This window comes from Pseudoalteromonas sp. PA2MD11 (assembly GCF_017808125.1).
Lineage (GTDB): Bacteria > Pseudomonadota > Gammaproteobacteria > Enterobacterales > Alteromonadaceae > Pseudoalteromonas > Pseudoalteromonas simplex.
Map to the genome: position 1 here is coordinate 139,041 of NZ_JADKNF010000013.1, position 9,529 is coordinate 148,569.

General features: G+C 41.3%; 9 protein-coding genes. 7 read left to right on the top strand and 2 right to left on the bottom strand.

The annotated features are described in order from the left end of the window. The first annotated feature begins 18 nt into the window (after nucleotides 1-18). From astD to ISP07_RS14815, 4 genes are all read left to right on the top strand, one after another. Nucleotides 19-1,491 carry a succinylglutamate-semialdehyde dehydrogenase gene (astD, locus tag ISP07_RS14800; RefSeq protein WP_209328046.1) on the top strand — a complete coding sequence of 491 codons (1,473 nt, stop codon included), beginning with the start codon at nucleotides 19-21 and terminating at the stop codon, nucleotides 1,489-1,491. A 40-nt stretch (nucleotides 1,492-1,531) separates the two neighbouring features. Beyond that, a complete protein-coding gene (locus tag ISP07_RS14805) occupies nucleotides 1,532-2,335 on the top strand; it encodes a DUF1338 domain-containing protein (protein ID WP_138616539.1) in 804 nt (267 codons plus the stop codon). A 17-nt stretch (nucleotides 2,336-2,352) separates the two neighbouring features. Further along, a complete protein-coding gene (locus ISP07_RS14810) occupies nucleotides 2,353-3,180 on the top strand; it encodes a hypothetical protein (protein WP_209328047.1) in 828 nt (275 codons plus the stop codon). Between the two features lie 259 nt (nucleotides 3,181-3,439). Continuing rightward, complete coding sequence (locus ISP07_RS14815) at nucleotides 3,440-4,657, top strand: type III PLP-dependent enzyme (RefSeq protein WP_209328048.1); 1,218 nt, start codon at nucleotides 3,440-3,442, stop codon at nucleotides 4,655-4,657. Between the two features lie 83 nt (nucleotides 4,658-4,740). Here ISP07_RS14815 and ISP07_RS14820 read toward each other — a convergent pair whose 3' ends face one another. Both ISP07_RS14820 and ISP07_RS14825 read right to left on the bottom strand, forming a co-directional pair. Further along, nucleotides 4,741-6,021 carry a flavohemoglobin expression-modulating QEGLA motif protein gene (locus ISP07_RS14820; RefSeq protein WP_138599457.1) on the bottom strand — a complete coding sequence of 427 codons (1,281 nt, stop codon included), beginning with the start codon at nucleotides 6,019-6,021 and terminating at the stop codon, nucleotides 4,741-4,743. 79 nt (nucleotides 6,022-6,100) lie between these two features. Beyond that, nucleotides 6,101-6,967 (bottom strand): TlpA family protein disulfide reductase, encoded by an 867-nt coding sequence (locus ISP07_RS14825; protein ID WP_209328049.1) that lies wholly within the window; start codon nucleotides 6,965-6,967, stop codon nucleotides 6,101-6,103. 203 nt (nucleotides 6,968-7,170) lie between these two features. On the opposite strand from ISP07_RS14825, the gene ISP07_RS14830 reads away from it, so the two are divergent. From ISP07_RS14830 to ISP07_RS14840, 3 genes are all read left to right on the top strand, one after another. Then, nucleotides 7,171-7,431 (top strand): DUF3081 domain-containing protein, encoded by a 261-nt coding sequence (locus ISP07_RS14830; protein ID WP_054554528.1) that lies wholly within the window; start codon nucleotides 7,171-7,173, stop codon nucleotides 7,429-7,431. Between the two features lie 7 nt (nucleotides 7,432-7,438). After that, nucleotides 7,439-7,738 (top strand): hypothetical protein, encoded by a 300-nt coding sequence (locus ISP07_RS14835; RefSeq protein ID WP_054554529.1) that lies wholly within the window; start codon nucleotides 7,439-7,441, stop codon nucleotides 7,736-7,738. Between the two features lie 77 nt (nucleotides 7,739-7,815). Beyond that, a complete protein-coding gene (locus ISP07_RS14840; RefSeq protein ID WP_135926342.1) occupies nucleotides 7,816-9,411 on the top strand; it encodes an AbgT family transporter in 1,596 nt (531 codons plus the stop codon). Nucleotides 9,412-9,529 lie beyond the last annotated feature (118 nt).

Sequence of the window (9,529 nt, forward strand, 5' to 3'; positions counted from 1 at the left end):
CCGCTTAAGGAGTTTAAAATGAGTGTAACAACTCAACTTATTGCTAACCAATGGCAAGCAGGCCTTGGTCATGATTTTAGTTCAATCAACCCAAGTAATGGCGAGGTTGTTTGGCAAGGAAAAACAGCCACGGCTGATCAAGTCGCCGATGCAATTAAAGCAGCTCGTAGTGCGCAGCTAGGCTGGGCTGATATGACTCTTGAAGAGCGTATCGTTATTCTTGAAAACTTTGCAGCAGAGCTTAAAGAGCATAGCGAAGAGTTTGCAACGATTATCGCCCGTGAAACAGGTAAACCGCTTTGGGAAACACGTACTGAAGTAGGTGCAATGACGGGTAAAATCGCCATTTCAATTAAAGCCTATCACGAACGTACTGGGACCACAGAAAACCCAATGCCGGGCGCAAAAGCGTTTATTCGTCATAAGCCACATGGTGTTGTTGCAGTGTTTGGCCCTTATAACTTCCCGGGTCACTTACCAAATGGCCATATTGTGCCAGCTATTTTAGCGGGTAATACTGTTGTATTTAAGCCATCAGAACTTACGCCTCATGTTGCTGAGTTCACTTTAAAGCTTTGGCTAAAAGCAGGCTTACCAGCCGGTGTCATTAACCTTGTACAAGGTGAAGTAGACACAGGTATTGCTTTGGCCTCTCATCAAGATATTGATGGCTTATTCTTTACGGGTAGCTCAAATACAGGTCACCTATTACATAAGCAATTTGCAGGTCATCCAGGTAAAATCTTAGCGCTGGAAATGGGTGGTAATAATCCACTGATCGTAAAAGATGTCGCAGATGTAAGTGCGGCTGTTCACGACATTATTCAGTCTGGTTTCATTACTTCTGGCCAACGTTGTACCTGTTCTCGTCGTTTATTCATCGAGAACTCGGCAAATGGTGATGCAATTTTAGAAAAATTAATTGCTGCAACAAAAAACATCAAAGTAGCCGACAGCTTCAGCGAAGATCAACCATTTATGGGGGCAATGATCAGCGAAAATGCAGCACTAGGTATGGTTGCAGCTCAGCAGCAGTTACTTGATATGGGAGCAACCTCTCTTGTTGAACTTAAGCATCTTGAGCCGGGTACAGGTTTTGTAAGCCCAGGTATTATTGATGTAACCGCTGTTAAAGACATGCCTGATGAAGAGCACTTTGGTCCTCTTATCAAGGTTTACCGTTATACAGATTTCGATAGTGCGATTAATGAAGCAAATAACACCTCTTTTGGTTTATCTGCTGGTTTATTAAGTGATGATAGTGATGACTACCAGCATTTCTTAAAACGTATTCGTGCCGGTATCGTTAACTGGAACCGACCAATTACAGGCGCATCAAGCGCTGCACCATTTGGTGGTATTGGTGCCAGTGGTAACCACAGAGCGAGCGCTTATTACGCTGCTGACTACTGTGCATACCCTGTTGCTTCTGTTGAAGCCGAAAAAGTTAACTTACCACAGACCCTTGCGCCGGGCTTAATTATTGAATAATTGTTTGGCGGCCTCGCCGCCTTAATTGAAGGAATTAAACATGCACACAGATGTAAACGCCCTATTTGAAAACCTATGGGACAACTATTTATCAGTTACGCCATCGGCGGTAAAAGTACATGAGCTACTTGGCTCAACACAAAAAGATGACGTGATTAACGATCACATTGCTTTACGTACTTTTAACCATGAAAAAATCGGTTTAGAAAAACTAGCTGCGCACTTTTTAGCAGTTGGCTACAAAGAATGCGGCGAGTACCACTTCGAAGCGAAAAAACTATACGCAAAGCACTTCGAACACTCAGATCCTAAGCAACCTAAAGTTTTCATTTCTGAATTACTTGTTGAGCAATGTTCAGAAGAGCTGCAAACGATTGTCAACGACATGGTTGCACAGATTGACGAAAACGCTGTTACAGCCGATAATTTCCTGTATTCTGGTACGCACTGGCAAGTAAGTTCAGACACTTACAAAAAACTGCTCGCAGAAAGTGAATATGCAGCATGGATGTCAGCATGGGGTTACCGTGCTAATCACTTTACAGTGAGCATCAATGAGTTGGCTAAATTCGATGATATCGAAAGTGTAAACCAAGCACTTAAAGATGCGGGTTTTGCGCTAAATACATCTGGCGGCGAAATCAAAGGTTCACCAGAGGTATTACTCGAGCAATCTTCAACCCTTGCTGATGACAGCGAAGTTGAATTTAGCGATGGTGTTGTTGCCGTACCAAGTTGTTTTTATGAGTTTGCTTTGCGCTACGCAAAACCAGATGGTGAGCTATACACTGGCTTTGTTGCAGCATCAGCTGACAAAATTTTTGAGAGCACCAATGCTCGATAACTAAAAAGAGTTTATGTATGAGGCTAATTGGGTTTATCGTAATTTTATTTACTCTAAACACTGCTACGGCAACTGAAAAGCCTAAGCTAACAATTCTGTCTCATGCATATTTTGCTAATGAATTTGACAAAAATAGTGTCAACCGTCACCTAAATGCTGTAATCAAACCAGCCCTTGCAGATGAATTCGATATAGATGTCGAAATAACAAATCATGCTCGGTTATTAAAACGCTTATCTGGTAACGAAGCTAGTTGCACTTACAATGCCATCAAAAACCAAAATCGATCGAAAGCTATGATATTTTCGACGATACCCACGTACATGCATGTACAGCGTCGTTTATACGCCCTTAAAAGTACCTTAAAGTCAGGTTCGGAGCCTGTTTCTGTTACAGAGCTACTAAAAAGCAAAGCTAGCTTTGGGATTGTTGGCTCAACTAGTTACCGCGAACTTGATAGCATTTTCGCTGATAAAAAATTCAATGTCGCAACGATTTACGGTGAAAATGCTTTTTTGCAATTAAGCCGCCTACTTTTCAGCAAACGTATTGATTACATCGTTGCATACAAACAAACACTTGATGTACACATTCCAGCTCATGAATTAAACCAACTCACATCAAGACGTATTGCTGAATACCCAGAATTTATAAATGGCTTTTTTACATGTAGTAAAAACACAGAAGGTTATCGAGCTATGTCGCTTATAAATGATTATATGCAAAAGGTAGAAATGGCTGCTTATATCAAAGAACTCCACCAGCAAATGAACGATCCTAGCGACGCAGAAGCAATGCTTAAAATTTACACAAACGAATATGGAATACTCTTTCAAAACGACTAAGAAGCCTCTAACTTTTGCATAAAAATAACTCAAAATATTATCAAAAAACACTTGCGCAAATAAAAACGCAGATCTATTATCTCGCCGCTTCTTGATGATAGCCAATCCGAGTACATTACAAACCCTGTTTGTAGCAAGGCGATAGAGCAACTATCCAAGAGTGTATTTGATTGCACAGAACAAACTGTGCGCTTAATAACACTCAACTGACTCGGACTTCCATTTTTTCCGAGCAGTTGCTTAATTGCCGGAGAGTAAAATGGCTATTTCAACACTTACACAAGACTTAACAATCAAAGTACCTGCAGCATCGGTTGCTGCAAACGAACCAGTAGCACAACCTTCAAACCAATTTATTGAGCAGCTCGTTGAGCAACATGGCGCGCCATTAATGGTGCTTGATTGTGAGTCAGTTCGTCATCAATACCGTGCATTAAGCCGTGCTTTGCCTGGTGTTGTTTTACACTTTGCATTAAAGCCACTTCCTCATCCTGCGGTTGTTCGTACGCTTTTAGAAGAAGGCGCCAGCTTTGATTTAGCAACCAGCGGTGAAGTTGACTTAGTCGCCAGCCAAGGCGTACCAAGTGACCGTACTATTCACACGCACCCAATCAAACGTGATCGTGATATCCGTGATGCACTTGAATACGGTTGCAATGTGTTTGTGGTAGATAACATCAACGAACTAGAAAAGTTCATTGCATACAAAGACCAGGTTGAGTTACTTGTTCGCTTAAGTTTTCGTAATGCGGAAGCATTCGCTGATTTATCGAAAAAATTTGGTTGCAGCCCAGCAATGGCTATTGAAATCATTAGCTACGCGCAACAATTAGGTATTCGTATTAAAGGGTTGTCGTTCCATGTTGGCTCGCAAACAGCAAGCCCAGCTAAATATGTCACTGCCATTGCTGCATGTAATCAAGTGATTAACGACGTAGCCGCATTAGGATTACCTGCGCTTAGTACGCTTGATATTGGCGGAGGCTTCCCTGTGCCTTACCACAAAGACGTGCTGCCAATTGAGGAATTTTGTGCGCCTATTAATGATGCCTTAGCACAGTTACCAGAGACAGTTCGCGTAATTGCTGAACCAGGTCGCTTTATTGTAGCCAGTGCGGTTACCAGTGTTGCATCGGTCATGGGTCAAGCAGTGCGTGATGGTAAGCCTTGGTACTATTTAGATGATGGTATTTACGGATCATTCAGTGGTTTATTGTTTGATGAAGCCTCATACCCTATCGACTCGTTCAAACAATCAAACGAACGTGTTGAGTCCGTGTTAGCAGGCCCGACTTGCGATAGCATCGACGTAGTAAGTGAATCAATCATGCTACCAAAATTAAACAATGGCGATTTAATCATCAGCCTTATGATGGGTGCTTACACATTAGCAACTGCAACAGATTTTAACTTCTTCAAACGTGCAGAAGTTATCGTACTGAATGATATAGTGCAGGTTGACGCACTCACCGGTTAATCGTTTCCTCGACTAAAAGCATGTAAGGCAACATGCTTTAACTCTTAAAATGCAGCTGCTCATTCCAGCTGCATTTTTTTTGCTTAAAGAAACAGTGGTTTGTAGTCGTTTTCTAATTGTTCAAACGACAAGTTACCAATAAAACGGCCAAAGCTTAGCCACGTTGCTAGGCCTCGTAAGTCTTTAAAGTGTGGTGGTATAAATTTAGGGTCTTCAATCACACCTAAATCATGTAATTGCGATATCAGCCTGAAATCATCAATTGAGATTTTACCGACTAATAACAAGTGCAGTTGATCAATTCGGCCTAATTGAATGGCAACCCGAATAAGGTTATACACCAACACGAAACCTTTGATGTAGGCGATATCTTTGGTAAAAGGTAAGCCTGTTGCTGTGCTGCCTCTAAACACGCGTTGAGTAAGTGTATAGCTTTCGTCTTTACTCAACCCTTGCGCTATATAGTCACGATAAATATCAACAAACTCCGCGCCATCAATAACCTTAGTAATACCTTGAATACGGTTCACTAATTTCGCTAAACGTCGTGGCGTGGACTTTAAGGTAATAATTTCGGTCAATACCGCAAGGCCTTCTTGGGTCACTGTAGAGCTCGGTGTGCCTTTACTTAAACAGGTTAAATAAGGCTGAGCAAGACCATTTTGCGTGGTCCCGACATGGATCCAGCCTTCATGCACCTCAAGAATATCTAGCTCACGCTGAGAAAACTTAACATCTTGATTAAGTTTAATATTATTTGCACCTGCCGCAGCATCACTCACAATACCATCACTCAGAATAACCTCAACATCAATGCCTGGCATCGTTTGAGCTACTTGTGATGCTAAAATTTTTACTGCATCTTCTGCATCAATGTTCTTTGGATCATCCGGTAAAATATCCGCATCAAGCATGCTTTTTAGCGGCTGCTCAAGCATGGTTGCAAGTTCAGAAAGTGAAGGCTCTCCAGCATGGAATAAATCTTTTGGATGACCAAACAACTCTACAGACAAATCATGAAATTCAGGAGTACCACGATATTCAATCATACTAAGTACTGTTTTATATTCAGTGCACATCTTGCTCATGTATTGGGCAATAGGATTTAGCTGCCCTAACTGGCTGATGATATCGCGATTTAAATCAGAAAACGCGCGGCGCAACTCGCTTGGTACAAAACCAAGATCACGTTGTTGGTAATAGGCTTGATCAACCGTTGGGTTTTTCTGGCATTTATGCTTAAAAAACTCTTCTTTGATTTGTTTATCCCAGTTGATCGCATCAAGAATACGAATGGGTGTTTGCAATGCGATTAATCGGTCAGATAACTCGCGTGTTTTAGCTAATAATGCCTTATCTATCATGCTCTAGGCTCACTGTAAAATGAGCCTAGAGCATAGGCTAAATTTGCATAATTACAAAGCAAAATTAAGCGGTTTTGAGCTAAAATTTAGCTTGCTTAGAAACTAATTTTCCATCGTTGTAGATTAGTAAACTGGGAACTGAATTAATGCCATTTTCGATAAATAAATCATTACCATAATCGATAGAAACCGGCATGGTTGCAGAGAATTTATCAACATATTCTTGTACAGCACTTTGATCGGTCCACAGTTGACTAACTTTAACCTCGACATCAACTCCTTGCTCTGCCAACTGATTAACATATTGCTGTGCTAATTCACACTGTTTTGCCATTGCAGGACGCGTGTCGGCTAAATACCAGTCGCACCACGTTGCAGTGAATAGCACGGCTTTTTTGCCTTGTTTCGGAATAAGCAAAGGAGTGGCTTGGCCTTGCTTTTCACTGAGTAAGCGCGCTTTATCAACTTTGCCATTGTGTGATAATAAACGTAATGTGTTATCAAGCGGTTTATCAGCTTCGTGGCCTTGAAAAATAACCTTTTTATCACTATCGATCAACACATGAAACGGGGTGCCCATAAATTCATAATGTTTAGCAACCTGGGCTGTGTGATCAGTAAATAGTGGCATAGTGAGTGAGAAACGTTCTTTAACCTTAGCAACAGCGTGTGTATCATCATTGAGGTCAATATTAATAGCCACAAATTGAATTTTATCGCCATACTGCTCATAAGCATGCTGAAAATGTGGCATTTGCTCCATACATGGCTTGCACCAAGTCGCCCAAAACTTTAAGTAAACTGGTTTTTTGCCTAAGTAACTGTCAAGCTTGACTATTTTTCCTGCTTCATTTTTTAACACCAATGGTGCTGTATTCGCCGATGTGCTTTGGCTTACAAGCAACAAGCTTACTAGTAGTATCAGGGGTATAAACTTATATTTCATTGTGCGTCCCTCAAATAAAATCTATCTTAAGTTTAGGGTAAGAGAAAATATTGTAAATTTTCGACATCTTCTTACTCAATATGATTTTACTGATTTATCACAAAGTAAGGCTTTAAAAATACAACAACACAATTAATACCTACATAAAATAACACTAAACTTTTTATAGGTTTGAAACGTATTGCACAAAAAAAGGAGTCATTATGAAAAATGAGCTAGACGGTAAATTGATCCTCTCAGTGTATGAAAAAATCATTCAACACGGTGAAGACCATGAAGATGGAAAGCTTTATGAGGGTATTTGCGCTTTTTCGGATATCGATGGTTATACGGTCTATCTAAAAGGCAGTGGCGTGTTACTGCGCTTTGGTTTTCACAATACTTATCACCTTGACTATCAACATGAAAAGAACAAAGAGGACTTTTTAAAGAAAGTGCTTTATATCGCAGAACAGGAACTGTAAAGAAGTAATGAAACGACGGGTAAAAGCTGAGTCAAAGCAACAGCAAGCGTTTATTAACCAAGTTATTAATGAGCTAAAATCTAACCCAGATAAGTTAGATATCATTCGCGAAAACCTTAGTTACTATCGTGAACAACAGTTCCTCAAGCGTGGCTTTTTGCTTGCTATTGAGCGTTTTGATTGGGTATTTGAAGCTAGTAACGATGTAGAGCAAATCTGTGCGCAAATTCTAGCCGATGATTACATTGGCAAACGTTTGCGCCGCTATCCCTTGCTGTACAAGGGCATTTTGGAACGTACCTATTAGTTCTCCCACCGCTAAAACATGATCTGTCCGGTAAAAAATGCTAGGTTAGCGCCAATTTGAAATAACGAGAACTGGACATGTCAAAAACTATAAACTCTCACAACACCCATGAAGGTGGCAATAATGGGTTGTTTAACCGATTTTTAGCCACCGTTGAATTTTTGGGTAATATGCTCCCCCACCCAATCACTCTATTTGCAATGTTCTGCGTTGCTATTATCGTTTTTAGCGGCATTGCCGATTGGTATGGTTTAAGCGCTATCGACCCACGCCCTGAAGGCGCTGCGGGTCGTGACCCTGATGGTGTTATTGAAGTTGTCAGCCTACTCAGTGCCGAAGGCCTGCAGCGTATCGTTACTGGCCTTGTTACAAACTTCACCAGCTTTGCACCACTTGGTACGGTATTAGTCGCTTTATTAGGAGTAAGTGTTGCAGAGCACTCTGGTTTACTCTCTGCTGCTATGCGCGGCATGGTAATGGGCGCATCTAAGCGTTTAGTTACTTTTATGGTGGTGTTTGCTGCGATTTTATCAAATACGGCGTCTGAGCTTGGTTACGTCGTACTTATTCCATTAGCAGCCATGATATTCCACAGCCTTGGTCGTCATCCGCTTGCCGGTCTCGCTGCGGCATTTGCTGGGGTTTCTGGTGGTTACAGTGCCAATTTATTGCTCGGCACCATTGACCCGCTACTTGCTGGTATCACTACGCCAGCAGCACAAATGATTGATCCAAATTACCAAGTTGGTGCTGAAGCAAACTGGTATTTCATGATGATTTCGGTATTTTTAATTGCCATTTTAGGCACATTCGTTACCGAGAAAATCGTTGAGCCACGTCTTGGTAAGTACAACCCTGATGAAGCAAGCAACGATTTGCCTAAAAATGATATTGCCGGTTTAACCGATAAAGAAAAGTCAGGCCTAAAATGGGCGGGTGTGTCACTGTTAGTGGTATCACTATTACTTGCTTGGACAATTGTTCCTGAAGACGGCATTTTACGTAATCCAGAAACAGGCCTTGTGGCACATTCACCATTTTTAAAAGGCATTGTGGTATTTATCTTTGTGACTTTCGGTATTCCGGGTTTTGTTTACGGCCGCGTTGTTGGCACCATGAAAAACGATAAAGATGTCATCGATGCCATGAGTAAAAGTATGAGCTCGATGGGTATGTACATTGTGCTGGTTTTCTTTGCAGCACAGTTCGTTGCCTTCTTTAAATGGACCAACCTAGGCACAATTTTAGCCATTAACGGTGCAGCTCTTTTACAAGCATTAAACCTAACTGGCCCTGAAGTATTTGTGCTATTCATTTTAATGTGTGCCTTAGTAAACTTAAGCTTAGGTTCTTCATCTGCACAGTGGGCTGTAACGGCACCTATCTTCGTGCCAATGTTAATGCTAATAGGCTATGCGCCAGAAACCATTCAAGCGGCGTATCGAATTGGTGACTCGGTTACTAACCTTATCACCCCGATGATGAGTTACTTTGGCTTGATACTGGCTGTTGCAACTAAGTATAAGAAAGACATGGGGATTGGTACATTGGTTGCGACCATGCTTCCTTACAGCATGATCTTCTTTGTTGGTTGGGTCGCGTTATTCTACTTATGGGTATTTGTTCTGGGTTTCCCAGTTGGCCCTGAATCACCGATTTACTATCAGCCTTAAAGCGCTTCTTAAAGGTGTAAAAAAGCCAAGCTTTGAAGCTTCAATGCCGATCAGTTAAGCAATTGACATTTGGCATAATAGGATCAAAATCCGATGATCACAGGTCATCGGATTTTTT